Raw genomic sequence first — 22807 nt, 5'->3', positions numbered from 1 at the left:
GAGGCGCTTCGCCCGCTGACCGACCTCACTGAGATGCGGCTGTCCTTCCCGGACGGGTGGCCGGCGCTAGCGGTACGCGGCCATGTTCCCGGGTTCGTGTCTGACCATGTCATGCCCGACACGGGATACATCTGCCTTTGGGCCGACGATGACCCGGCGCAGGTCGTTGCGCAAACCTGGGGCGTGTACTTGGAGCGACTGGGAGCTTGGGCAGCGAGCGCGGCCCAAGACTTTCGACCGGAAGACCGCGCTCTCGATGCGTGGGTGATGTTCCCCGGGCGCGCCTCCCTCGCTGCCGAACTGGATATCCCGACACTGTTCGACACGCCACGCAACGGAAAGACCCATGTGGTCCATGGACGTGCCGACGGGGTGCTGACACTCAGCCGGCGGCCCGCCGAGAACTACCTGCTCTCAGGGCCGGTCTTCTTCCGAGACGCCGCGCTCGAGACCCCGCGCTCGCTTGACGACTTCCGAGCCGCATTGACACCTCGGCAGCGCAGCAACCTCGACAACGGTCTCCAGCGGCGACGTGACGCGAGAGAGAATCAACCGAGCGGCGGCTACGACTTCGCGGTCCTAGCTTGGCCAAAGTATGACCAGTACGAGGCGCTCGTGCTCACCTTCACCGGCGCGGAGGGCACGCTGGCGGCGTTCGCCAATCCCACCTCCCCCTCGGATACCGAGAGCCGCCTCCGTCGTGCGGGACCCGACGCTCCTCAGTTGCGCGGCAAGCGTGTCCTCATCGCTGGCGTCGGAGCGCTCGGCAGCCAGGTTGCGCGCACGTTGGCAACTAGTGGCGTCGGACGTCTCCGTCTCCACGACAACGACAGCATGCGCTCCACCAACTTGGTGCGCCACATCCTGCTTTCCCACTCCGTCGGGCACTCGAAAGCAGGGTTCACGAGCCTCTACATCGAGGACGTCGCGCCCTGGTGCAGGCCGACAATGCACGAGGACGTTCCGCTTCGGCCGGACGACATTGTTCCTTTATTGCGCGACGTCGACCTCGTCGTTGACTGCACAGGGGTCTTCGCCGCCACACTGGCTATCGCTTCGGCCTGCGATGAGACGAACGTGCCGCTCATCAGCGCGTCTCTCGCACGCGGCGGCGACGCTTTCCGCGTTCAACGCCAGACGGATGAAGATGTGCCGCTCATGCAGCGGACCGCGCCTGAGTTTCCACCCATCCCGCCTGGCGACGAATCAGAAGCGTTCGGGTTCCTCGAGCTCGGCTGCACTGCGCTTGTGCACAATGCGGCTCCGGCAAGCGTCCTGCGTGCTGCGTCCGAAACAACGCTGGCCTGCCTCGACCTCCTGCTCGGCCGGGCTGGGCGCACCGCAGATGCAGTGACCATACTCCGCCCCCTCGACGAAGCACCGTTCGATGTCGTCGGTGAACACAGATTCCCTACGGCGGCGCCATGATCGCGGAGCCGATCGTGTACGTGTCGGAATCGGCCCTGGAACGGCTGCGGGTTAGCGCCGCCCACTCTCACCCTCTCGAAACCGGCGGCATCCTGATTGGCGTGACAGCAGGCGACTCCCCCTGGGTGACCGAAGTCCGGACGTTCGATTCGCCAGGACGAGGCCCTGCCCAGTTCATCCTCCCGCGCGGCGTCACTCAGCGTGCGGTTCGCGACGCACGTCGAGCCGACGCGCGTCTCGGCTATATCGGCGACTGGCATTCCCATCCCGCCGACGTGCCGGCAAGCCGCACAGACCTCCTCACTACTCGCACGACGTCTCTGGCGATGCGTCGCTCAGTACTGCTGCTGGTTGCTCGCCACCGCGGCACAACCTATGCGCTGGACATGTCTATGGCGCGCGGCACCCGCATCGTGCCCTGCCGCATGATTCCAACCGGTGACCTTCCTCTACCTGCACATCAAACCGACACGACCAGTTAACCGAGGCATCATGAACATTCCTGTCAATGACGACGACATCGACGTCCGAGGTCCCCTGTTCCTTTCGTACCGACAGTCAGACGGAACGAAGACCGTCTCCTCGCTCGGATGGTTGCTGCGCGCGGCGGGGATCCCCGTGTGGCGGGACGTCGACGACCTCCCGCCCGGCGATACCGCGGACCGTCTGGAGCAAGCACTGGCCGACAGGTTGTCCGGCGGCGTAGTGGTCATCACGCCCGACATCGCAAACAGCCCCGTTGTGAAGTCCATTGAGGCGCCCGCACTCATCAGGCTAAATCGCGGCGACAATCGATTCCAACTGCTGGTCGCGAACGCCATTGAGCGCTCACCGGGCAAGGTCGACTACAGCGCACCAGACAGGCTCCTCGAACGCGTGCGTCGCGAACTGGAAGGGATCAACCAAAACCCCGTAACCGATGACGGGCTCTTCGAGATTGTCCGAGCGGCCGTCGCGCACCGCATGGCACAGCACCGTGCAATCGTGGAGGCGAACGGGTACTTCGAGCTCACGGTTCAAACCCGCAATATCGGACAGGTATACGACCGTACGGGCGCGCAGCTCGACGTGCGGGTCCGACGCTCATCCCACGAGCGCCTCCCCTGCGCAGAGGGTCTCGACGACCTGCGGCGAGCCCTCACGCTTCTTCCGGACGCAGTCGTCACGACCGGGGCGCGGAATGTCCGCATCTCCGGCGGCGGACACTTTTCGGTCGGGTTCGCGCTCGGAGCCGCGCTACCGTCGTCACGCGTCGGCAGCATCACGGTCATCGACCAGCGCGACGCCGAATGGGCGAGCACGACCGAGGCCGCCGTGCCCGCAGTGCCTCAGCTCACCTTCGACGCGGTGGATGCTGAGTCCACGGTCGGGGGCCGTCCGCGAGTCGTCGCGTACGTCGACCTGCTACCTACCCGGAGCGACGCTGCGCCGCTGCGATTCCTCGACGACCACGTCGGCGAGTACGTCGCGAGCGCCACGATTGCGTACGCGAATGGAGGCCTCATCGACCCGGCCGATGCAGGCAGCATCGCCGCAGAGGCGATGGCACTCGTACGTCAGCTTTCCGCTCGGCATGGCAACGCGGCGGTCGACCTGCTGCTGAGATGCCCCTTTCCGCTGTCCGTGCTGATGGGCAGACTCTCGAACACGCTGCGCGTACGGCTATTCGAGTGGGATGACAGCGACGTGGATGGCGATTTCACACCGCGGTACGTCGCCGCGCTCGATGTACACGCCGGCGCTCCAAATGGGCCAATCACTTCCGCTCTGCTCCCAAGTGACGGAGGCAGCGTTGGGGGCACGGCTGGAATCGGCGCTGACGATGCCTAGGCGCGCCGTCTTGCGTGGCAGAGGGGAGTAGCGGCCCACCAACCGACAACTTTCGTGAGATCGGACAGCCACTATTGTCGTTTCTCACGAAACCTGTCGCATTCTCACGAAACCTGTCGCTGTTCTCATGAAAGGTGGCGGATTCTCGCGGATGTTGTCACACGGTCTTCCGGGATCGACACCTGTGTCAGCAACGCCGAGGTCGCCTACACATCAACTAGCTCTGGAGAAGCGTCGGAAGCGGCAAGCGATTTCGACAGTGCGGTGGCGTGGTTCGGCGGACGCATAGGGGATCTGCGTACAGTGCGAATGTGCCTCGAGACCCACGCTTTCGTACCGTTCGTGGTGCGGTCGGAGTCATGCTCGCTGCGGTGTTCGCGATCGGTCTGAGCGGGTGTGCGCCGGATCCCGTCAGCGATTCCTTCCTCAAGGGTGAGAACACCGGGTATGTGGCCGCCGACGGCGCGATCGTCGAGATCCCGATCGCCGAGCGGAGCGAACCGGTCGACTTCAGCGGCATTACTGAAACTGGTGATGATTTCGACAGTGCGGACAACGCCGGCAAGGTCACGGTGGTGAACTTCTGGTACGCGGGGTGCGCGCCGTGCCGCATCGAGGCGAAGGATCTCGAAAGCGTCTGGCAGGAATACGGCGGCGAGGATGTAGCTTTCATCGGCATCAACACCCGCGACCAGGCCGACACTGCCCGAGCTTTCTCTGACGAGTTCGGCATCACCTACCCGAGCCTGATCGACGTGACCACGGCCGAGGCGAAACTCGCTTTCTCCGAGGCTGTGCCGATCCAGGCGACGCCGACGACTCTCGTGCTCGACAGACAGGGCCGTGTCGCCGCCCGCATCATCGGACCCATCGACGGCACCTCGATCCTTTCGACGCTCGTCAAGGACGCCCTAGCGGAGACACCGTGAACGCCGACACCATCATCGGGTCCGGTGCGCTTTGGCTCGCAGTCCCCGTGGCGATGCTCGCTGGCCTCGTGTCGTTCTTGTCGCCCTGCGTGCTCCCACTGGTCCCCGGCTACCTCGGCTTCCTCGGTGGAGCGGTCGCGCCGCGGACGAAGGGTGACGCGACGAACGCAGTCGCGCCTGAGCGCCGTCAGCTCGTGGTTGGCGTGCTTCTGTTCATCCTCGGCTTCAGTGTCGTCTTTGTTCTCATCACTGCGCTGGGCGGCACGGCTGGCGTGTTCTTCCTGCGCTGGGGTGACCTGGTCACGCGCATCCTCGGCGCCGTCATCATCCTGATGGGGCTTGTCTTCCTCGGGTTGTTCAGTTTCGCCCAGCGGGAGGTCCGCTTCCACGTCGGCTCCCGGGCCGGAGTCGTCGGGGCGCCGCTACTTGGAGTGGCACTCGGTATCGGCTGGGCACCGTGTATGGGTCCGACGCTTGCCGCGATCATCGCGCTTTCGTTCAACGCCGGCGACCCTGTCCGGGCCGGCTTCCTCGGACTCGCGTATTCGCTCGGCCTGGGCATCCCGTTTCTGTTGGTCGCGTTCGGGTTCGGTTGGGCGGCGAAGACGGTCGAGTTCCTCCGCCGTCACATCCGGGTGCTGAATGTCTGCGGCGGTATCCTCCTAATCGTCCTCGGCCTCCTGATGGTGACCGGGCTGTGGACCGACATCATGTCGCGGCTGACGGCGGTGATGGGCAGCGTCATCCTCCCGCTCTGAGATCCCTAGCAGGGATGTCGGGAGTGACGACTGGAGCAGCCCTCTCCACCCAACTGCTCATGTCGACGGCGCCACTTCGTGATCCTGTTTCGGAGCCTTAGATATAAACGCCGCGGTCTTCCATGAATCGGACGGGGTTGGTGTAACCACCGTTGATGTAGACCTCGAAATGCAGATGGCACCCGAAGGAGCGTCCGGTGTCACCCGCGTATGCGATGACCTGGCCGGAATTGACCCATTGCCCCCGGCTGACGGCGATGCCACCGGGTTTGATGTGGGCGTACCCGGTGCTGACGCCCCCGCCGTGTTGGATGCGGACGTAATTGCCGTAGTTGCCGTTGGCGGCGGCGTAGTCCACGGTTCCGGAGTTGGCGGCGTAGATCGCCGCTCCGCAGCCGTTGGCCAGGTCGGCGCCGTAGTGGTAGCTCGAGGAGCAGCCCTGCGAACCACAGATGGGGGTCCGCGGGCCGTAGCTTGAACTTCGGCCGCCCCCGTGGGGCCGAACCCAACCGCCGCTCCCGGCGGAGCCTCCGCCGCCACCGTTGCCGCCTCCGTTGGCTGCCGCTTCGGCGGCTTCGCGTTCGCGACGGGCGCGCTCTTCGGCCTCGCGCGCGGCTACACCCGCCTGGTAGCCGGCGACCGTCTGCGTGGTGGTGTCTTTCAGCGCGGCGAGCTGCGCCTGCATCGTCTCGAGGTTCGCGGCTTGCTCGTCGAGCGCGGCCTGTGCGGCGTCGGCCGCTTCTTGTGCGGCAATCATCTTCTGCTCCGCGACCTGCTGCAGGCGGTCTCGTTCGTCGCGGGCGACCTTCGCCTGATCGGTCAGCGATTGGGCGGTGTTGCGCGCCGAGATTGCGTCATCGTAGACCGACCGGTTGTACTCGAGCAGCTTGTCCATGGTGCCCAGCCGGGACAGGAGCTCATCGGCGTTGTCCGCGGAGCCGGAGAAGAACAGTTGCAGTGCTGAGTCGTCTCCACCGTTGCGGTACAGCTGTGCCGCAACTTGACCGGCCCTGCGCGCAGAGGTTTCGGCCATCGCTGATTGTTCGTCGGCCTGCGCCTGCAGGCTCTCGGCTTCCGTGATCGCAGCGAAGTATTCCTGTTGTGCTGCGTAGAACTCGTCGGAGGCTGTATCGGCGGCAGCCTGGGTCTCGGCGACTTTCTGCGTCAAGGACTGGATCAGCCCTTCGATTCGGGTGATCTCGGCGGCCTTGGCAGCTTCGTTGTTCTTGGCGCGTTGGACATCGTCCCAGCTCGGGTAGGACGCAGCGTACGCCGCTGAGACGCCGGAGCCGATACCGAATGCAGCGAATGCAGCGACGCCGAGGGCGCCGAGTCCGAAAGCGCCACGTCGAGTCACACTCAGCTTCCAGAATGAGTCGCGTTCGGCGGGCGTGGGTGCACACCCGCATTCTTCAGCCGCCTCCGTAGCAGCCGCGGAGACGCGTCGTTCGTTCACTGTGCCCTCTCCTCGAGTTCGGCTTCGTGGATTCTGCTGCCATGGGCGCGCCGATTGGCCATGCTCGCGTTGCCCGCTGTCTGGTCTATCGTCCGTTCGTGGGGGCCGAAGTCGCGCCGACTCGCCCGTGATCTCTGATCTGTGGCCCATATTTGACGCATCGAACTTGAGTTCGACTGTCCTGGCACGAGGCTCACTCTTTCGGGTCCGTGTGGACGTCGGCGCTCGACCGGTTGTGTTTTTTCTTCTTCACTTGCCGTACGACAACGGTGGCGGTGATCACCGCGGCACCGATGACAGTGACGGCGATGATGAGCGGGATCGCGATTGAAGCCACCTCGTTCTCGCCTGCAGATACCACCGGGGCAGGGGTGTCCGCTGCTGGCGGTTCGGTGGTTGGCGCGGTGGAGGGCGACGCCTTTGCCGGTTGGATCCGTGATTGTTCGTTCCCGCATGCTGGTTTGTCCCATCCCAGCCCTGGCTCGCTGCTGGTGGGAGCGTACGTGAACGTGAAGCTCTCGGAGATGGGGTGACCGTCGCTGGAGACGGCGTTCCACAGCACGGTGTAGACGCCCGGTTCTCCGAGTGCGACCGGGGTGGTGAGGATGTTGCGGTCGATGGTGGAGCAGCTGGATTCGTAGAAGAGGCCGTCGGGTCCTTGCACTTGGGCGAAGCTGGCCTGGCTGAAGTCAATGAGTTCCCCGCTGAACGTGAGAGCGACGTCGTCAAGTTGGGTGACGGTTTCGTCTGCCCCGGGCACGGTGTCCAGGAGGTTGTCGTGCGCGAGAGCTGCGGGGGCCGGTGCGGCCACGATTCCCAGTGTGATGAGAGCTAGAAGTGTGCTGGCGAGCCAGCGGGTGCGGTGGGTGGAGGTCACAGGTGCGGGTCCTTTCGTACGGCGGGCACGGGGGTGCTGTCGGTAGGTCGGTTGTTGCGTTTCGTGTGGAGGACGGAGAAGCCGGTGAGGATTGCGAGCATTCCCGCGATCACCAAGGTGGCGGCTCCGGCGAGGGCCTGGTCCTGGAGGGGGGTGGGTCCCCATGTCCGCCCCATGGCGCCAAACCATTCCGCGACGATGAGGTCGGAGCGAGTGATCGTGGCGATGCCGAAGAACGCTGCCACGCCTGTGAGCGCAGTGAGTGAGGCCACACGCCACCGCCCCTCGGGGGTTGTGGACGCGTTCAGGGAAAGCGATCGTATGAAAAGGCACCCGGTGACGAGGAGCTGGCTGATCATCCATTCCGCTCCGAGCTGGTCGTAGAGCGACCAGCGGAACAGGTCGGAGTAGTGGAACAACCACAGCGACGTGGCGAAAAGAGCCGCGGCGACGACGGGGCGCAGAGTAAATCTGGCCAGCGGGCTGTGGGCGGCCCAGAGAAGCCATTCCCGCGGTCCTCGGCTTCCATCGTCCCGTGGATGGATGACCAAGGCTGCGAGGGTGATCGGCGCCGCGAAGACAAGGAGCAAGGGGATCGCGAGGCTGAGGAGAGCGAAGGAGAGGAATCGCATACTGATGAGCGAGTCGTCGTAGGCGGCGAGCGGGCCACTGGTTGTCCACAGAAGCGCACCCATCCCCGCAATCCAGCTGACCGTCCGCCTGGCTGGCCACGGATACCCGCGGCGCCGTGCGCGTTGGACGCCGACGAGGTAGAAGACGATTCCGAAACCCGCGACGAGCACCCAGAGGAGGTCGGGGCTCCACGCCGTGAACCATCTCTGCAGGGTGAGTGCGATCGGGACGGGTGCGTCGGTGAGGATCTCCGCGGCGGTGTTCTGCGGCAGTGTGATCGTATCGGCGGGGGCGGCGGTGCGGGCGAGGGCGGCGGCCGCACCGCTCGCGATACCCATGAAACCGAGTTCGACGCTCACGATCATCCAGAAGGCGCCACGGCCCTCGCTGGCATTTGCGAGGAGTCGACGGCGGTAGGCGGCACCCAGGACGCCCATGACCAGAAGAGCGCCGATCTTTGTGAGAAGGATGAGGCCGTACGGTGAGGCCAAATCCTCCCACCGGCCGAGGGCAGTGAGCGCCCGCGCGTATCCCGAGACGGCGACACCGATGAACGCGATGAGCGCCACCGTCGAGTACCGGCGAAGCACGTTGTCGAGTTCGTGCGGAGAGCTGATCGGTCGCACGACGACGAGCAGGATGAGACCTCCGAGCCATATCGCTGCTGAAATGACGTGCAGGACGAGGGACATGACCGCGGGATCGTGGTTGGCGAGCTCACCCGAATGACCTTGGGTGGCCATGGGTATCAGGCTGATGATCGCAAGCATGGTTGTGATCAGCACCGCACCATAGCTGCGCACAGCGAATGCGAGGACTGTCACGACCGAGGCGAGGATCGCGGTGATAAGCCATGATCGTCCCAGTTCGGTGTCGAGGAGGAAGCGGCCCAGCTGCGCGCCGAACTCAGCGCTCAGGTTCACTTGCGGATTGAATGAGGACAGGAAGGTGAGGTAAGCCACCACCCCGCTTGTGATGGTGAGGGTCGCGGCGCCGGCGGAGGCTATATCGAGCGCGACGGTGAAGGGCTTCCCTGCCGAGGGGAGAGCGAACACCGCCAGTACCAGGGGCCCGAGCATCGCCGCACCGGAGAGATTGACGAACAGTTTCGCGGCCGGGAGTCCCCATCGCACGAGCGCTCCAGGGTCACTGGTGAGTCTTGGTGCAGCTCCTCCACCGATCGCGAGCCCGACGACCACAGCGATGAGTGCGGCGGCAACGAGGAGCGTCGGTCCAGCGATCCGGAGAACAACGGCATTCATGGAGTGGTATCCCCTGTCTCAGTGCCAGGAGCGTCCGGGTCTTCTGTCACAGGCGCCGTGCATTCACCGGTCTTGGTGAGCTGCTGGATCGCCCCGGCAAGAGATTCGAGAACCGCGTCCGCCGACAGGGTGGTGGTGTCCACGTACACCTGGGCAGCTGGCTCTCGGCCGTAGGTTGTGAGCCGCAGATTCGGGGTCTCCTCCTCGTCGACGATCCAATCGACGCCACCCAAGCTGACACATTGCAGGGTGGTGGGGGCCGGGGGCTCCAACCCGCAGGTGAGGAGCACGCTGCTGGGGGTACCCCATGCTGCGGTGGCCTGAGCGTCCGTCCAGACGCGAGCCTGGTCGCCAATTGAGTCCGGTAGTCGTACGGTGACCTCTGCGCACAGCGGGTCGTTCGCGTTTGCTGCGGGCTCGAGGTGGATGGTGGGTGCGCAGCTGGTGAGCACAAGCAGTGCGCACAGCGCCGCGACAGAGGTCAGAATCTTGAGCTTCACAACGTCATCCATCCGTCTTCCTGGGAGTCAGCACGAGTCCGTCGCGGTCGGATCGACATGACGAGCAGCGCTAGTACCGTTCCGATACTGAGCATCCAGTCGAGCCACGGCATCAGCACGACAGCGAGAGTCGTGCCGGTGCGGAGGGGGACCTCGGTGATCTTCGCCGCGGTCGTGTCCACCGCAACCTGCGCCAGCACCTTTCCATCGCGGCCGATGACTTGACTGGTCCCGGTGGTGGAGACGTTCACCGCAGTTCTCCCTGTTTCGAGCGCGCGCATGCGGGCGATGGCCAGCTGTTGGAGGTTCTCGTCGGTGCCTCTGAAGTCCGCGTTGTTGGTTTGAAACACGAACATTTGCGCGCCAGAGGCAGCGCTTTGGTGGATGACGTCGTCGTAGATGACGTCGAAACAGATCGCCAGACCGATGGGCACATCGTCAACGTTCATGAGGGGTGTGTTGGAGCCGGGCGTGTACTCGCGTTGTATCAATCCGATGAGGTCGGGGGCGATGGCTTCGTAGAACCAACGGTCCGGGACGTATTCGCCGAAAGGGACGGGGTTGACCTTGTCGTGGAGCTGCTGCGGCCCGGCGCTGGTCCACAGCATGGAGGTGTTGAACGTGTCGGCTCCGCGGGTGGTTGCCGCATTCACCAGTGCCGGAGTGCCGGCACTCTGCACGAGTCGATCAAGGCGGTCTGCGACGGCGGCATCGCGCAGGGGATCGGCGTCGACGGCCCCTTCTGGCCAGACGAGAAGGTCCATTTCACGCCCCAGGAGAGGAGATGTCGCTTCTTCCTGTGCGCGCAGGATGTCGCCTGGTGTCCTGGTGTCGAAGTAGCCGCTGGGTCCGTTGCCCTGTACCCATCCGACGCGCATCATTCCCGCTTGCTCGGTGGGGAACAGAGGGATGGCTATCGCGGCAACGACGATGACCACGGCCGTTGCTGCTGGCTCCCATCGGCGGAGGATGAGGGCTTCCACGACGCTCGCGCAGACGAGAACGGTCAGGAAGGACAGCCCCGTGGTTCCCACCCATGAAGCGGCTTCCGCGAGCGGGCTCTCGGCAAGGCTGAAACCGACGCGCGCCCATGGGAACCCGGTGTACGGCGTACTCCCCATCAGTGTTTCTCGCAGCATCCATACCCCGGCGACGAGCATGGGAGTGATCGCACGATACGCGTATCCCGCGCGGGTGGTGGTGACCCGATAGGCGAGTGCGATCAGCGCGCCGCCGGCACCGAACAGCAGGGATTCCAAGCCAGCCAGCGCGACCCATGGGATGGGTCCCAGAAACCGGGTCACCCATACCAGGTGGGTGAAGTAGAAGGTCGCGCCGTAGACGAGGGAGATCAGGAACGCCCCGGGTAGAGAGCGTCCGCGGAGCGTCCACAGCCCGATGGTTACGCTCACGAACGTTGCGGGCCACCACCCGTTTGCGGGGTAGGCGAGATCCAGCATGCCTCCTGCGATGGCGGACGCGACGATCGCTACGGGAAACGGCACCCCAGCTGGTAGGCGCGCATCGTGCGCTCGGGGGTTCCCGCGCCGTGGTCGAACGGAGAGGGCGTGTCTCACCAATGGGTCAGCGGTCACGGTCATGAGAGCTCAGTTTTTTGAGGTAGGCGTTGTACATGTCGAGGTCGGTGTTCCCGTGCACGTCGGCGTACCGGTCGGCCGCGGCAGCCCGGGCGGTGTCGCTGCGGAACCAGCGATGCATCACGTAGATCAACATCAGCACGGTCGGGGCTTCACCGTAGGACCATGCCAGAGCGCCGGCTAGCTGCTGATCGGCGAGGGGATCGATGCCCAGTGCTTTGGTGGGGGCGACGAATGAGCCGACCAGGATCGTGCTGGCCATCATGAGGAACACCCCGAAGAACGCGTGGAGCGCGGCTTCAGCAAACACGTCCAGTGCACGGGCACCATGACCCAACCTGACCGGCAGCGGATCGGAGGACAGGATGGGGATGGTGAAGAGCATGCCGGCGAGGAGGAATCCGACCTCGAGTGCGACGTGGCCCCCGGGGAGAGCGAGGATGGCATCGGCAGCACCCGCAAGGTAGATGCCGTAGAACGCGAACAGGTACAGCGGGACAGTGGCCCACGGGCTGAGTATCCATTTCGCGGCCGGGCTTCGAAGAGCACTGTGGGCCGCTGTGAGGACTACCCGTCCCGCCCCATGGTGCGGTGTTGATCGCAGAAGAAGGGTTCCGGGTGAGCCGAGGACCAGTAGCGGCGGCACCATCATCATCAGAGTGAGCTGCTGGAACATGAAAACGGACACCAGCGCCTGGCCGTAGGTTTCAACACCCAGACCGGTGACCGCCGCGAGGAGAACGCACCCGAGCAGGAAGCTGACCGTGCGCCACACGGGCCAACGACGCCCGTGCGTCCACAACCGGATCGCGCCGACGAGATACAGCGCAGCGAGGATCCCCGCAACGATCGGTAGCACTGGAAGCGGAATGTCGGCCGGTGCGAGGAACGCCTGCAGAGATGGGGGGCTGTCGGGGATCTCGCCGCTCATACGCATGGTCGTGACAAGAAGATCGCGCAGTTCACTTCCGGATCACCTTGATCGTCGCACCCGCTGCCAGGAACACCACGGCCGCGATGGGTTGTGCTGTGGTCCACACGACACCGGAGAAGGGGAAGGGCATCACCGGATTCCAGAGCACGGCAATGGCGAGGAAGACCGGGATCCACCACCAGTGGCGTGCCTGGAGCGCAAACCACGCGACGATCAGCCCGAAAATTGAGGCAATGAAGAGGACGAGCGGCGCCCAATTCGCCTGGAAGAGCGCCGGGGCCAGAAACAGGATCGCGGCGGCGACGAGGCTGGGGGCCAGGGCGTTCCGCTGGTAAGTGGAGGGGACGCGTTCTTTGGGACTCATGGGTGAACCGTTTCTTCGGCGGGTACAGGGTCGTCGGGGCGGGACGTGGGGTCTGGCCGGCGACGGCTCGTGCGCAGACCCGCGACGATGAGGAACACGGCACCGATGCCGAGAGCGATATCGGCGAGGTTGCCGATGAACAGGTTCCCGTAGGCGAGGAAATCGGTGACGTGCCCGATCCCGAACGCGGGCGGCGAGAATAAGCGATCGATGAGGTTCCCGATCGCACCGCCCACGATGAAACCGAAACCAACCGCCGACCACACGTTCCGGGCTCGGGTGGCGGCAACGATGAGGACCGCGGTGACAGCGACCCCGATGACGGTGATGACCCATGTGGAGCCTTCCCCGAGCGAGAAGATCGCCCCGGGGTTGAAGGCCAGTTGAAGACCGAGCCAGTCACCGATCAGCGGTATACGCGCATCCTGCCGCAACGTGTTCAGAGCAAGAGTCTTGGTGCCTTGATCGATCAGGATGACGATGGCGGCGACGATGAGCATCACGGCCGACCGGCGGACTCGATCACGCATCGGCGTCTTTCTCCTTAGCTGCAGCATCCTTGGCGGCCTGTGCGCGGTCGCGCTGGTGACGCTGGCGCCCGGCCATAACCACTCCCACAACGCCGATCCCCAGAATCAGTGCCAGACCCGAGAGGAAGAACAGGGGGAGCAGTTCGAAAGCACCGCCACCGGATGCCGTGCCACCGTATGTTTGCGCGGGTCGGGCCGGTTCCGGCTCCTCCGTTGGGGAGGTTTCAGGGGTGGGGCTTGTGGTCGGAGTGCTGGGTTCCGTGTCCGTCGCGGGCGTGACGGTGTACACATACTCCCCGTTGATCGGGTGTCCGTCGGCGGAGACGGTCTTCCAGCGGACGGTGAAGATGCCGGTTGCGGCGTCGGGGGAGAGGTGTTGAGTGATCGAGTCACCGCTCACCGTTGGCGGGTCGACGGCGACGTTTGCTCCGCTTTCATCGATAACCTCGACGACCGTTGCATCGTCACCACCGGTGAGGGCCCCGGTGAACATCAAAGAGATCTCGTCGGGGGAGCCGTTGATGGTCGAGTCGGCGGTGGGGTACGACGAAACGAAGTCGTCGTGAGCGGCCGCCGGAGATGCAGTCCCAAGGACGACGGATGCCGACAACAACAGGGTGGTGAGGACGGCAGCGGTGCGTGCCGAGAGGCGTTTATGCATGGGTGTCGTGCTCTCCGGGGTGGGATTCGGGTTCGATCTGAAAGGTGGAGTGTTCGATGCTCACGGCGAAATGTTCGCTGACGCATTGCTGAAGTGATGTCAGCAGTGCGGCGGAAGCTTCCATCGTGACGGTGTCATCGACCACGACATGGGCGGTGAGCGTGGGGAGGTCGGTCGAGACCTGGGTCGCGTGGAGGTCGTGCACAGCGACCACGTGCGGCAGGGCAAGGATGTGGCGGCGGACATCCTCGAGATCGAGGCCGGCAGGTGTGGACTCCATCAATACCCGGCCGGATGCTCGCAACAGGATGAGGGTGCGGGGGATGATGAGGAGCGCGATCAAGACGCCCGCGACGGCGTCCGCCTGATACCAACCGAAAACGGCGATGAGGATGGCGCTGGCGATGACGCCGACGGAACCGAGGGCATCGTTGACGACCTCGAGGAACGCGGCGCGCATGTTGAGGTTGCGTCCGCGGCCGCTGAACAATACGAGCATGGAGGCGATGTTGGCGACGAGACCGACGATGCCGAAGAACAGCAGACTTCCCGATGCGATCTCAGGGGGCTCGAACAGCCGCCGTACGCCTTCCACGAGCGCGAAGATACCCACCCCGAGCAGCAGAGCTGCTTGAGCGAGCGCACCGAGCACCTCCGTGCGTTGAAGACCGAAGGTGTACCTGGGAGTCGGGGGACGATTCATCAGATGCGCGGCGGTGACGGCCATCGCCAACCCGACGACATCGGTGAGCATGTGCGCCGCATCAACGAGCAGTGCGAGGCTGCCTGTGATAATCGCCCCGATCACTTCGACGATGAAGACCGAAGAGGTGATCGCGAACGCGATGACCAGGCGATTGCGAGGAGTGGCGTCACCAATACCGTGACTGTGCCCTGCTTCTGTCATGGTGCTCCTTACGGCCGTCCAACGATGAGTCGGGCGACGGTCGCCGCATCACGACCCGCCCCAACGAGGGTGTCCGCATCCGCCCGGGAGTAACGGGGCATGCCAACAGTGAACAGTCCCGGGATGCGTGCACTGACGTGCAAAGGCTGACCGGGCGGCTCCGAATCGGGCAGCCATGCGTCTGCCGGCCTGTACCCGGTCGCAAGGATCACGGAATGCGGCTTCACGGACGCCCCATCGGCGAACATCACGGTGTCTCCGTGAACCTCCGTCACGGCGACGGCATGAGTGACGTCTGTCGAAGCTACGCGGGGGCGTGCCTCGGAGAGCGCACCCTTACGTCGCAGCCTCGACCAGATAGGCCGCTCCGACACCCCTGAGGGTTCCGCTCGAGTGGAGAGGGTGACGTCGTGGGAGGACGCGAGCTCCTCAGCAATCTCCACTCCGCTGAATCCGCCGCCAACGATCAACACGTGGCCGGGAGGTATCTGGGCGGGGTAGAGGTACTGGCTGGAATGCAGCACAACACCGGGTACGGCCAATCCCGGGCGCCAGCCCGGTATGCGCGGCACCGCGGCAGCTCCCGTTGCACAGACCACATTTCGGGTTTGCACTTCCCCGGCGGAGGTCGACAGATGCAGCGTGGATCCGTCGCCCAACCGGTTGATTCCAAGAGCACGAGTGCCCCACACGGTCTTCACACCGAGGGCTTTCTCCACCGAAGACAGGTAATCGGACATCTCATCCACACTCGGATGACGGTCTCCATCGCCCGGGAAAGGGAACCCGCGGACGACACTGTGGCGTGCCGCGCTGCGCAGTTTCATCGACTGCCACCGTGTGGCCCAGCTTCGTCGACCGGGGGGTGCAGAATCGATGATCACGAAGTCTTTCTGTGGCTCAAGCCCAGAGGACCTGAGCGCGGCGGCTGTCGCCAATCCGGAGTGCCCGGCACCGACGATGATGACTCGACGGTGCGATAGCGAACGCGCCATCATTCAGCACCGTTCACGGCGGCTTCAATGCTGTCCTCCAGATCGGTCCACGTTTCCAGCACGACAGGCTCCCCATCGATGAAGAACGAGGGGGTACTGCTGACACCGAGCTGCTCACCCTCGTCGAGATCGAATTGAACCCGTTCCGCTGTCGCCGGATCAGCGACCGCATCATCGAACGCGGCCATGTCCAATCCGAGTTCCTCCGCAAACCCCCGGAACAGGTCCGCACGAGACTCTTGAGCCTCACCCCATTGAGACTGCGTCTCGAACAGGCGGTGATACATGTCTTCGAGCCGTCCCTGCTGCGCTGCGGCTTCGGCAGCGATTGCGGCGTTCTTTGAGTTGAGGTGACCAGGCAGCGGGAAGTAGCGGATCACGTAGGTGATCTCGCCATCGAACTTGCCGCGGAGATCCTCGACGAGGGGATAGAAAGCACCGCAGGCCTCGCACTCGAAATCGAGGAACTCGACCACCGTCACCGCCCCTTCTCCTCCGTCATCGAGGACGTGCGAGTTCTCACGGACGACTTGTGGACCGTCAGCGGTCCCCGTCTCGGGTGCGGCAGCTTGATTCTGATTAATCAGGACGAAGACCAGTGCGACGACCAGCAACACCACGGCGAGAGACACGGTGACAAGTACCGCTTTCACGGAAGATTTCATAACACTCCAGACACACACAACGAACGGGGACGACCAGTGGAGCGCCATCGAAGAGATGGCGCCGCCGGAGTCAGGTCCGCGACAGAGAAAGCTGTGTGAGAGAAGGAGGCAATGCGAACAGGCGCCCCGTCATAGCTGCCAGTGATGGTGCGCGCGGCAAACGTTCGCGAATGTGAGAAGAGGGGACGTGACGGCGGAAGTTCCGCGTGACGATGAGCACCAAGAAGCAGCAGATGATACCCAAGAGGCACCCGGCAACGCCGATCACGATGTCGTTCGCGCTATCCCCGGCCAGGAATTGTTCCGCGGTCGCGCCGACAACGCTTTCACCCGAACCCGCCGAAAAATGACCAGCAGAAGGCGTCCCTAGTGACGACGAGGATGTGGTGCTCAGATACGGAGTCGCATCTGTCGCATCACGATGGCCGCCCGGCCACGCTCCAACAACGAGAAGAAGCGCCAGCCCGAGGGCTGTAATGATCTTCGTTATCAGGAACTCGTCGGCTCGGCTAACGCATTTGTGAGCGCGACCGTGGACGACCATGACCTCAGGATGGTACCAGCCCGACCAATCAAGTCTTCTTGCGAGCCCCAGAGCCACGCACCCGCTCTACCGGCGAAGCGAGGAAGACTTGGGACGTCCGCTGAGCCAGCCCATCACCCATTCAACTGGGCCAGTTCCAACGAACCGCCACCACAACCAACCCACCACGATCATGCCCGGAACGATCACCAGCCAGCCCAAGTAGAAGTTCTCGGCAGGGCGGCCATACGCGTTACTCCAAAATGCGATGAGACTGCCGTGCAGCAAGTACAGAGACAACGCCACCTGACCGCAGGCGCACAAGGGAACAAAGACAGCACCCCAAAAACGTTCTGCGTGCTCCCGCCGCACCGTAGCCCCCAGCACAACGCAGACGTAGACGGCGAACACCAAGCCAATATCCCTCAGAGAGTCCAGGTAGTCCCCCGATAACACCGTGCCGAAGCGCTGCCCGAAACCCCAGGCAAGATACGCCAACAGCGCCACAGCCGCCATGATCCACAACAAGCGATCGCGTTTCAAGCCGTGACGGATCAACAGGGCACCGATGAGGAACACCGGCAACAGGTTGACCACCCGATACTGAGGGCCCAGGAACATCCAGGTCGTGACCTCACGCACGGGCGGCGGCGCGGTGTAGACCCAAATCCAGGTGCGTGCGACGCTCAGCAATGGCTGACTGGCCAGGACAAGGACCGCTGTCGCGGCAATCACGACCGAGCTGCGCAGGAGTAGAAGGGGCGCGCCGATGATGATCAGCAGCCCGAGATAGCTCAGGATGACCGCCAGCCAGGAGCCCCACGTGGCCATCCAAACACCCAGGACGATGAGGAACAGGCCACGCAGAGTCTGTTGCAGCAACGTCACCCCCACAGCGCCGCCGCGTCTCCACACAAGCTCCGCCGACATGCCCATGACAAGAGCGAAGAGCGGCGACGCGACACTACTGAAGTTCGCCGTGACGAATTGCACCGCCCACGGTGCGTTCGGCACGAAAGGAGCCGCGTGCGCGATGAGCATCGCGACAATCGCGAACCCGCGGAGCGCGTCCGGAACCAGAAGACGGCTCATGTCAGAGACGCGTCGAGCTCGCCTGTGCATTCTGGGCGGCAGCGTTCTTTCGGGCTCGAAGACCATGCCCTGAGGGCATTGGCTTGACCGCATAGGAAATAGGTCAGCGGAGACTGTATAGTTCAGCTTATGCTGACCATTGCTTCTCGTCTCGACGTCATGAACCGGCTCGGCCGCGCCATGGCTGATCCTACGCGTTCTCGGATTCTCATGACTCTGCTCGGTGGCCCGAGCTACCCCGCAGTCCTGTCCCGTGAGCTAGAGCTGACGCGCTCCAACGTGTCGAACCATCTCACCTGCCTGCGTGACTGCGGGATCGTTGTCGCCGAGCCTGAGGGCCGCCAAACCCGCTACGAGATCGCCGACCCGCATCTTGCGGCTGCGCTCGTCGCGCTCGTGGACGTGACACTGGCGGTCGATGAGCACGCGCCCTGCGTGGACTCAGCGTGCATGGTGGCTGGCTGCTGTGGGACGGGGGCTGACGCGTGAGCGAGGCGTGTGGCTGCGAGCACGAGCCTGCCGCGACGGCAGGCGAAGAGATCGAAGAGGCCGAGCGGCCCTGGTGGAGAGACCGCGGGGTCATGGTGCCGGTGTTCTCCGGCGTTGCGTTCCTGGCCGGTCTGATCTTCGAGTGGTCCGGGCTCGAGATCCCGGCACTGGTGCTGTTCTGGGTCGGACTGCTGCTGGGCGCATCGACGTTCACGCCCGGCGCGATCCGGAAACTGTTCAAGGGCAAGCTCGGCATCGGGCTGCTGATGACGATCAGCGCGATCGGTGCCGTCATCCTCGGGTACGTGGAGGAGGCTGCAGCTCTGGCGTTCTTGTACTCGATCGCGGAGGCGCTTGAGGACAAGGCGATGGACCGCGCCCGCGGCGGACTGAGGGCACTACTGAAGCTCGTGCCGGAAACAGCGACCGTGCTTCAGAGCGGTGTCTCCGCGCAGGTGCCGGCGAAAGAGTTGACGGTCGGCCAGGTCATGGTGGTCCGCCCGGGTGAGCGGATCGCGACTGATGGGGTCGTGCGTTCTGGTCGCTCCAGCCTGGATACCTCGGCGATCACCGGGGAGTCGATCCCGGTCGAAGTTGAGCCCGGGAATGCGGTGTCGGCCGGTGCGATCAACAGCGCCGGTGTCCTGGAAGTCGAGGCGACCGCTGCGGGCACCGATAACTCGCTCACGACGATCGTGGAGCTGGTAGAGAAAGCGCAGACCGAGAAGGGCGAGCGTGCCCGTCTGGCGGACAGGATCGCCCGCCCGCTCGTACCCGGAGTACTGATCCTCGCTGCGCTCGTCGCGATCATCGGGTCGCTGCTGGGCGACCCGGAGGTGTGGATCACTCGCGCACTCGTCGTGCTGGTCGCCGCTTCTCCGTGTGCGCTGGCAATCTCGGTTCCGCTGACGGTCGTCGCGGCGATCGGTGCGGCGAGCAAGTTCGGCGTGATCATCAAGTCCGGCGCCGTTTTCGAGCGCTTCGGCACGGTCCGCCACGTTGCCGTCGACAAGACCGGCACCCTCACCCGCAACGAACCGGCGGTCACCGCCGTGCTCACCACAGATGGCGTTACGGAGGCTCAGGCGCTGGCGTGGGCGGCCGCGTTGGAGCAGCACAGCACCCATCCTCTCGCCTCAGCGATCACTGCCGCAGCCCCGGGGACACCGGGAGCTGCAGATGTGACCGAGCAGGCCGGGCACGGCATCGACGGCACCGTCGACGGATCGAGAATCACCGTCGGCAGTCCCCGCTGGCTGAACGCCGGCGACCTCGCGGAGCGGGTCGGCGAGTTGGAAGAGCAGGGCATGACCGTCGTGATCGTCCACCGCGACGGGTCACCGGTCGCCGCGATCGGCGTTCGGGACGAGCTGCGCCCGGAAGTCCCCGAGGTCGTCCGGACACTCACCGGCCAGGGCGTCGGGGTGACGATGCTCACCGGCGACAACGCCCGGACCGCTCGTGCACTGGCGGCACAGGCAGGGATCAGCGACGTGCGCGCGGAGCTGCGCCCGGAGGACAAGGCGACCGCGATCGGGGAACTGTCGACGGCGGGACCGGTCGCGATGATCGGCGACGGCATTAACGATGCCCCGGCCCTCGCTGGCGCGGACATCGGTATCGCGATGGGCGCGACCGGCTCCGACGCAGCGATCGAATCCGCCGACGTGGCCTTCACCGGCCATGATCTGCGCCTCATCCCGCGGGCGTTCGACCACGCCCGGCGCGGTCGACGGATCATCAACCAGAACATCGTCCTGTCGCTGCTGATTATCACCGCACTGCTCCCGCTCGCGCTCTTTGGCGTGCTGGGGCTCGCCGCGGTCGTCCTGGTCCACGAGGTTGCGGAGGTCATCGTGATCCTCAATGGTCTGCGTGCCGCCCGCACCCGCACGCCACGGTTGGGAAGCTGATGCTCGCCACCATCGGTTCAGCGATCGGCCTGTTCGCGGCGACCAACATCGACGACATCGTCGTGCTTACCGTGCTGTTCCTCGCTTCCAGTCGAGGGAAGCCCCGGCCGTGGCAGATCGTCGCGGGCCAGTATCTCGGGTTCATCACCCTCGTCGTGATCAGCGTGATCGCCGCTCTCGGTCTCACCATCGTTCCGGACGAATGGGTCGGTTTCCTGGGTCTGATCCCGCTCGGCATCGGCATCTGGACGCTCATTCGCGGCCTGCGCCGTAACGGCGATGACGATGATGACGACTCCAAGATCACCGCGGTCGGACTATGGGGTGTCGCGGGTATCACGATCGCCAACGGGGCCGACAACATCTCCCTCTACACGCCGATCTTCCGCACCAGCGCCCCCAGCGACGTCGCGATCATGATCGTCGTGTTCCTGGTCCTCGTCGCGGTCTGGTGCGCGGCCGGCCGGCTGATCGGCACCAACAAGGCTGTCACCGAGGGGCTGGAGCGCGTCGAGCACTGGCTCGTACCGGCCGTGTTCATCGGCCTGGGCCTGTTCATCCTGATCGAATCTGGGGTCATCGTCCGTCTGATCGAGGTGCTCGCATGACCTCCTCCCAGGCAGAGGCTCATCCGCCCGCTGCGAGCAAGCTGTCGTCGACCCGGCGGCGGCAGCTCACTGGTGGAGCGCTCTTGATCGCCGTGGTCGTCGTGCTGATCGATCAGGGAACCAAGGTGTGGGCCGAAGCGACCCTCACCGAGCGTGAGCGCATCCCGCTGATCGGTGACCTGCTGGGTTTGCAGCTCGCCTATAACCCCGGAGCGGCATTCTCCTTCGGGGAAGGCTTCACCTGGGTGTTCGCACTGCTCGCTGTCGCAGCCACCATCACAGCGATCGTGTTCGCGTTCCGAGTGCAACGCGTGGGATGGGCGATCGTCATCGGCGCGCTCGGCGGCGCTGCCGCCTCACACGCAGGCGACCGCCTCTTCCGCGACCCCGGATTCGCCCGGGGGCACGTCGTAGACTTCCTCGCCTACGGCAACTGGTTCATCGGGAACATCGCCGACATCGTGATCTTCGCCGCAGCGATCACCGGAGCAGTTTTCATGATCCGCACAGGCGATGAGACCACCGAGTGAGATCCGTTGTGCGGTGGTGGGATATCCGTCAACTGGCTCTCTACATCGGCGCGATCGCCGTGGGGGCGGCCGTCGGGCTGATAACGCCGCAACTTGCTCCGAGCCTCGAGCATTCGATTGAACCGGCACTGATGCTGCTGTTGTTCGCGACGTTTCTCGGCGTCCCGCTCATCGAGGTGAAACGCGCGTTCCGCGATATCAGGTTTCTAGGCACGGTGCTGGTGGCGAACTTCGTCATCGTGCCGATGCTCGCCTGGGGCCTCTCGCGCTTCGTGGTCGATGACCGGGGACTGTTGCTCGGGGTGTTGTTCGTCCTGCTGACCCCGTGCATCGATTACGTCATCGTGTTCGCCGGTCTCGCAGGTGGCGCTGGCGCACGACTGCTCGCAGCCGCGCCACTGCTGATGTTGGTCCAGATCCTGCTTCTGCCGGTGTTCCTGTTCCTCTTCGCGGGCGGCGCTGCGCTCGATGTGGTCGACATCGGCCCATTCATCCGGGCATTCCTGTTGCTGATCGTGGTCCCCCTCTCCGCAGCAACGGTGGTGCAGGCTGTTGCGCGTCGTCACCGGGGAGGCCGCTTCATAGAGAAGATCATGGCGGGCGCGATGGTGCCGCTGATGATGGTGACCCTCGCTGTGGTCATCGGCTCCCAGATCGCCGCTGTTGGATCGCAGATCACCGCCCTCCTGCGCGTCGTACCGCTCTACATCGCCTTCGTCATCCTCGCCGTCGCGATCGGGAAGCTCGCCGGCCGGGTCGCACGACTAGAGGTCCCCGCCACCCGCGCGGTGATGTTCTCCGCCGCGACGCGCAACTCGATCGTCGTCCTACCGCTCGCTCTCGCTCTCCCTGCCTCGATGAGCATCGCCCCGCTCGCGGTAGTCACACAAACCCTTGTCGAACTGGTCGCGATGATCATCCTCGTCCGTGTCGTCTCCCTCCGCGGGCGCGAACCGCGGCCCAGCCTCCCGGGAAACAGCTAGGGGCCAAGAAGCGACAAGAGAATCCGAAAGTGATCGGGTCGGGCATCGTGTGAACGTGAACTATCACCCCCGCTACAGCAACCGTCAACATGCGCTGACTGTACAGCTGGTAGTGTCTAATCGTCGGCTACCCTGATTCCACTTCGAACGTAGGACCGTCCAATGATCCGCGCGCCCTCACTGAGCGCGCTACCGCTGCGCGCACGAGTGGGCTAGCGGCGAGGCTGCTGATCGGCCTGGGGCTAGCATTGACGCTCCTGGTCGGATCGTGGGTGGCGACGCACGCGGGGACCGAGGACCTGCAGGTAGCGCCTATCGCGGAGCTGATCGCCACGAACGACT

The 22807-nt window shown here is 64.6% G+C and carries 24 protein-coding genes; 10 read left to right on the top strand and 14 right to left on the bottom strand.

Annotated features, from left to right (window positions below; all coding sequences use genetic code 11):
* Positions 1 to 111 precede the first annotated feature (111 nt).
* The 5 genes from ILP86_RS18225 (at position 112) to ILP86_RS18205 (ending at position 4945) form a co-directional block, all read left to right on the top strand.
* A complete protein-coding gene (locus tag ILP86_RS18225; RefSeq protein ID WP_164743634.1) occupies positions 112 to 1428 on the top strand; it encodes a ThiF family adenylyltransferase in 1317 nt (438 codons plus the stop codon).
* On the top strand, positions 1425 to 1910 hold the full coding sequence (locus ILP86_RS18220; RefSeq protein WP_082682572.1) for a Mov34/MPN/PAD-1 family protein: 486 nt from the start codon (positions 1425 to 1427) through the stop codon (positions 1908 to 1910). Before ILP86_RS18225 ends, ILP86_RS18220 begins: the two co-directional genes overlap by 4 nt.
* Complete coding sequence (locus tag ILP86_RS18215) at positions 1867 to 3258, top strand: SAVED domain-containing protein (protein ID WP_206549486.1); 1392 nt, start codon at positions 1867 to 1869, stop codon at positions 3256 to 3258. Before ILP86_RS18220 ends, ILP86_RS18215 begins: the two co-directional genes overlap by 44 nt.
* A 359-nt stretch (positions 3259 to 3617) precedes the next feature.
* Positions 3618 to 4187, top strand: a complete 570-nt coding sequence (locus tag ILP86_RS18210) for a TlpA disulfide reductase family protein (RefSeq protein WP_058631462.1) — start codon at positions 3618 to 3620, stop codon at positions 4185 to 4187.
* Positions 4184 to 4945, top strand: coding sequence for a cytochrome c biogenesis CcdA family protein (locus ILP86_RS18205; protein ID WP_045278969.1), 762 nt, complete (start codon positions 4184 to 4186; stop codon positions 4943 to 4945). The genes ILP86_RS18210 and ILP86_RS18205 overlap by 4 nt, the downstream gene beginning before the upstream one ends.
* 97 nt (positions 4946 to 5042) lie before the next feature.
* Here ILP86_RS18205 and ILP86_RS18200 read toward each other — a convergent pair whose 3' ends face one another.
* The 14 genes from ILP86_RS18200 to ILP86_RS18135 form a co-directional block, all read right to left on the bottom strand.
* Complete coding sequence (locus ILP86_RS18200; RefSeq protein WP_058631461.1) at positions 5043 to 6401, bottom strand: M23 family metallopeptidase; 1359 nt, start codon at positions 6399 to 6401, stop codon at positions 5043 to 5045.
* Between the two features lie 193 nt (positions 6402 to 6594).
* Positions 6595 to 7278 (bottom strand): copper resistance CopC family protein, encoded by a 684-nt coding sequence (locus tag ILP86_RS18195; protein ID WP_058631460.1) that lies wholly within the window; start codon positions 7276 to 7278, stop codon positions 6595 to 6597.
* Complete coding sequence (locus ILP86_RS18190; RefSeq protein ID WP_058631459.1) at positions 7275 to 9173, bottom strand: cytochrome c oxidase assembly protein; 1899 nt, start codon at positions 9171 to 9173, stop codon at positions 7275 to 7277. The genes ILP86_RS18195 and ILP86_RS18190 overlap by 4 nt, the downstream gene beginning before the upstream one ends.
* Positions 9170 to 9685: a DUF3515 family protein gene (locus ILP86_RS18185; protein WP_058631458.1), complete on the bottom strand. Its 516-nt coding sequence runs from the start codon at positions 9683 to 9685 to the stop codon at positions 9170 to 9172. The genes ILP86_RS18190 and ILP86_RS18185 overlap by 4 nt, the downstream gene beginning before the upstream one ends.
* Positions 9670 to 11133, bottom strand: coding sequence for an apolipoprotein N-acyltransferase (lnt, locus tag ILP86_RS18180; RefSeq protein ID WP_232762584.1), 1464 nt, complete (start codon positions 11131 to 11133; stop codon positions 9670 to 9672). Before lnt ends, ILP86_RS18185 begins: the two co-directional genes overlap by 16 nt.
* A 124-nt stretch (positions 11134 to 11257) precedes the next feature.
* Positions 11258 to 12208, bottom strand: a complete 951-nt coding sequence (locus ILP86_RS18175; protein ID WP_058631457.1) for a cytochrome c oxidase assembly protein — start codon at positions 12206 to 12208, stop codon at positions 11258 to 11260.
* Between the two features lie 25 nt (positions 12209 to 12233).
* Positions 12234 to 12569, bottom strand: coding sequence for a DUF6804 family protein (locus tag ILP86_RS18170; RefSeq protein WP_045278974.1), 336 nt, complete (start codon positions 12567 to 12569; stop codon positions 12234 to 12236).
* Complete coding sequence (gene lspA / locus ILP86_RS18165; protein WP_058631456.1) at positions 12566 to 13099, bottom strand: signal peptidase II; 534 nt, start codon at positions 13097 to 13099, stop codon at positions 12566 to 12568. Before lspA ends, ILP86_RS18170 begins: the two co-directional genes overlap by 4 nt.
* Positions 13092 to 13709, bottom strand: coding sequence for a copper resistance CopC family protein (locus ILP86_RS18160; protein WP_165875501.1), 618 nt, complete (start codon positions 13707 to 13709; stop codon positions 13092 to 13094). Before ILP86_RS18160 ends, lspA begins: the two co-directional genes overlap by 8 nt.
* A gap of 43 nt (positions 13710 to 13752) precedes the next feature.
* Entirely contained in the window at positions 13753 to 14667 is a 915-nt protein-coding gene (locus ILP86_RS18155) for a cation diffusion facilitator family transporter (RefSeq protein ID WP_058631454.1), read from the bottom strand.
* Between the two features lie 8 nt (positions 14668 to 14675).
* Positions 14676 to 15662, bottom strand: a complete 987-nt coding sequence (locus ILP86_RS18150; RefSeq protein ID WP_058631588.1) for an NAD(P)/FAD-dependent oxidoreductase — start codon at positions 15660 to 15662, stop codon at positions 14676 to 14678.
* Positions 15662 to 16327 carry a thioredoxin domain-containing protein gene (locus ILP86_RS18145; RefSeq protein ID WP_058631453.1) on the bottom strand — a complete coding sequence of 222 codons (666 nt, stop codon included), beginning with the start codon at positions 16325 to 16327 and terminating at the stop codon, positions 15662 to 15664. The genes ILP86_RS18150 and ILP86_RS18145 overlap by 1 nt, the downstream gene beginning before the upstream one ends.
* 70 nt (positions 16328 to 16397) lie before the next feature.
* On the bottom strand, positions 16398 to 16871 hold the full coding sequence (locus tag ILP86_RS18140; protein ID WP_153002304.1) for a hypothetical protein: 474 nt from the start codon (positions 16869 to 16871) through the stop codon (positions 16398 to 16400).
* Between the two features lie 66 nt (positions 16872 to 16937).
* The gene (locus tag ILP86_RS18135) at positions 16938 to 17942 is read right to left on the bottom strand and encodes an acyltransferase family protein (RefSeq protein ID WP_058631452.1); all 1005 of its coding nucleotides are present in this window, start codon (positions 17940 to 17942) and stop codon (positions 16938 to 16940) included.
* Between the two features lie 129 nt (positions 17943 to 18071).
* Here ILP86_RS18135 and ILP86_RS18130 point away from each other — a divergent pair, with 129 nt between their 5' ends.
* From ILP86_RS18130 to ILP86_RS18110, 5 genes are read left to right on the top strand one after another with little or no spacing between them, the layout of a single operon-like run.
* The gene (locus tag ILP86_RS18130) at positions 18072 to 18431 is read left to right on the top strand and encodes a helix-turn-helix transcriptional regulator (protein WP_058631451.1); all 360 of its coding nucleotides are present in this window, start codon (positions 18072 to 18074) and stop codon (positions 18429 to 18431) included.
* The gene (locus ILP86_RS18125; protein WP_058631450.1) at positions 18428 to 20344 is read left to right on the top strand and encodes a cation-translocating P-type ATPase; all 1917 of its coding nucleotides are present in this window, start codon (positions 18428 to 18430) and stop codon (positions 20342 to 20344) included. Before ILP86_RS18130 ends, ILP86_RS18125 begins: the two co-directional genes overlap by 4 nt.
* A complete protein-coding gene (locus ILP86_RS18120) occupies positions 20344 to 20952 on the top strand; it encodes a cadmium resistance transporter (protein WP_058631449.1) in 609 nt (202 codons plus the stop codon). Before ILP86_RS18125 ends, ILP86_RS18120 begins: the two co-directional genes overlap by 1 nt.
* The gene (locus ILP86_RS18115; RefSeq protein ID WP_227751395.1) at positions 20949 to 21482 is read left to right on the top strand and encodes a signal peptidase II; all 534 of its coding nucleotides are present in this window, start codon (positions 20949 to 20951) and stop codon (positions 21480 to 21482) included. The genes ILP86_RS18120 and ILP86_RS18115 overlap by 4 nt, the downstream gene beginning before the upstream one ends.
* Positions 21479 to 22465 (top strand): arsenic resistance protein, encoded by a 987-nt coding sequence (locus ILP86_RS18110; protein ID WP_058631448.1) that lies wholly within the window; start codon positions 21479 to 21481, stop codon positions 22463 to 22465. Before ILP86_RS18115 ends, ILP86_RS18110 begins: the two co-directional genes overlap by 4 nt.
* The last annotated feature ends 342 nt before the right edge of the window (positions 22466 to 22807 follow it).

It is taken from the genome of Microbacterium sp. R1 (assembly GCF_015159725.1).
Taxonomy (GTDB): Bacteria; Actinomycetota; Actinomycetes; order Actinomycetales; family Microbacteriaceae; genus Microbacterium; species Microbacterium oxydans.
This window is presented reverse-complemented; position numbering and strand designations above follow the sequence as displayed.

Coding starts and splice junctions, on each gene's coding strand:
- ILP86_RS18225 (WP_164743634.1), top strand. CDS start 112: ATGCCCGACACGGGATACATCTGCCTTTGGGCCGACGATGACCCGGCG.
- ILP86_RS18220 (WP_082682572.1), top strand. CDS start 1,425: ATGATCGCGGAGCCGATCGTGTACGTGTCGGAATCGGCCCTGGAACGG.
- ILP86_RS18210 (WP_058631462.1), top strand. CDS start 3,618: ATGCTCGCTGCGGTGTTCGCGATCGGTCTGAGCGGGTGTGCGCCGGAT.
- ILP86_RS18190 (WP_058631459.1), bottom strand. CDS start 9,173: ATGAATGCCGTTGTTCTCCGGATCGCTGGACCGACGCTCCTCGTTGCC.
- ILP86_RS18185 (WP_058631458.1), bottom strand. CDS start 9,685: ATGGATGACGTTGTGAAGCTCAAGATTCTGACCTCTGTCGCGGCGCTG.
- lnt (WP_232762584.1), bottom strand. CDS start 11,133: ATGCTGGATCTCGCCTACCCCGCAAACGGGTGGTGGCCCGCAACGTTC.
- ILP86_RS18175 (WP_058631457.1), bottom strand. CDS start 12,208: ATGCGTATGAGCGGCGAGATCCCCGACAGCCCCCCATCTCTGCAGGCG.
- ILP86_RS18170 (WP_045278974.1), bottom strand. CDS start 12,569: ATGAGTCCCAAAGAACGCGTCCCCTCCACTTACCAGCGGAACGCCCTG.
- lspA (WP_058631456.1), bottom strand. CDS start 13,099: ATGCGTGATCGAGTCCGCCGGTCGGCCGTGATGCTCATCGTCGCCGCC.
- ILP86_RS18155 (WP_058631454.1), bottom strand. CDS start 14,667: ATGACAGAAGCAGGGCACAGTCACGGTATTGGTGACGCCACTCCTCGC.
- ILP86_RS18150 (WP_058631588.1), bottom strand. CDS start 15,662: ATGGCGCGTTCGCTATCGCACCGTCGAGTCATCATCGTCGGTGCCGGG.
- ILP86_RS18145 (WP_058631453.1), bottom strand. CDS start 16,327: ATGAAATCTTCCGTGAAAGCGGTACTTGTCACCGTGTCTCTCGCCGTG.
- ILP86_RS18140 (WP_153002304.1), bottom strand. CDS start 16,871: ATGGTCGTCCACGGTCGCGCTCACAAATGCGTTAGCCGAGCCGACGAG.
- ILP86_RS18135 (WP_058631452.1), bottom strand. CDS start 17,942: ATGAGCCGTCTTCTGGTTCCGGACGCGCTCCGCGGGTTCGCGATTGTC.
- ILP86_RS18130 (WP_058631451.1), top strand. CDS start 18,072: ATGCTGACCATTGCTTCTCGTCTCGACGTCATGAACCGGCTCGGCCGC.
- ILP86_RS18120 (WP_058631449.1), top strand. CDS start 20,344: ATGCTCGCCACCATCGGTTCAGCGATCGGCCTGTTCGCGGCGACCAAC.
- ILP86_RS18115 (WP_227751395.1), top strand. CDS start 20,949: ATGACCTCCTCCCAGGCAGAGGCTCATCCGCCCGCTGCGAGCAAGCTG.